We start from the raw sequence: 1,184 nt of genomic DNA on the forward strand, positions 1-1,184 counted from the left end.
TCTTGTGTTGAATTGGTCAAACCCCAAAAGTTATTTTCCATAAACTTCTGATAGCCCGCGACCAAAAGTTCTGAGATAGCAGAATCCGCTTGGGGGAACACAACAAAATAAAGCGGTGCATTTTTATTCTCCGCATGTTGCTCAGCATAAACAGCGGCTTCCTCTGGTGGAGTAAAGATGCCATTAAAGGACACATGCACCTTGCCATCAGCACCTTCTTGCAAATGTTCCTTTTCCTCATCCGTTAAATAATGAAACTTAGGGATAGGTTGTCCACGAGCGTCTGTGATATACTGTCCATTTTCATTTATTTCATAGATTATATTACCCTTTTCATCACGGTCGACCACGGCAATGGGGTGCTCTTTGATAAACATAGTTTTATAGGAATCATCGCTGTATTTAAACCCTTCTTCTAAGAGTTGGGTTGCCATTTCACGGTTTTCATGGACGATTTGTTCCAACTTGCCTACATCGAGCTGTTGTACACCCTTATGGGCGGTGGCAGTATCACGATTAAGGGAGGCGATTGCTTGGTCCACATCTTGCCCTGTCAATGCCTTCTGCCCTGCTTCATCTGTCAAGACGATGGTGCCATCGCTAATGGCAGATTTGGTATATCCTTCCTCTGAATCTTGAGCTTTTGAATGATCTAAGACATTTTTAGCAATGTTTTTCCCAACACCATATTTGCCTTGATACATCGGACCACCGGCAGAAATGCTTAAACCTTGGCTGCTGGTTTGCGCATGCGCACTGTTGCTGATATCACTGGTGCTGATGCTTCCTGTGGTTAGGCTGTTTTTGTTCGCCGAGGCTGTGCTGGCAATGATGCCTCCGGTTAGGGTCGTTTTATCTTTAACGTTGATCTTAAAGCCGCCATCACCCGCTTTGATGCCTGATTGCTCCACAACACTATGATAATCGCTAGAGGATTTATCCTTGTTCAAGGAAATATTGGTTGAGGCTGTACCCTCCTTTCCTCGGCTATTATAACCAATGGCAACAGAGTCTTGCTTGCTGGAACTTTGTCCCGTATCACTGCGGCTGGTAACGGAGAAATCACCCCCTACTTCCATTTCTACTTGATTTCCAGAAACCACGGCACCTGCCAATGTGGTGTTTGCCCCACTCGTGGTATGAACAGTGCCGGTGCCTATAATATGGCTGTTTTTGTGATGCAC

The 1,184-nt window shown here is 45.2% G+C and carries 1 protein-coding gene; it reads right to left on the minus strand.

The window, feature by feature from the left end; all coding sequences use genetic code 11:
• The coding region (locus ACFIKU_RS09755; RefSeq protein ID WP_375657386.1) for a hemagglutinin repeat-containing protein at nucleotides 1-1,184 on the minus strand (1,184 nt) is incomplete at both ends.

Source organism: Bartonella sp. CM120XJJH (genome assembly GCF_042194715.1).
Lineage (GTDB): Bacteria > Pseudomonadota > Alphaproteobacteria > Rhizobiales > Rhizobiaceae > Bartonella.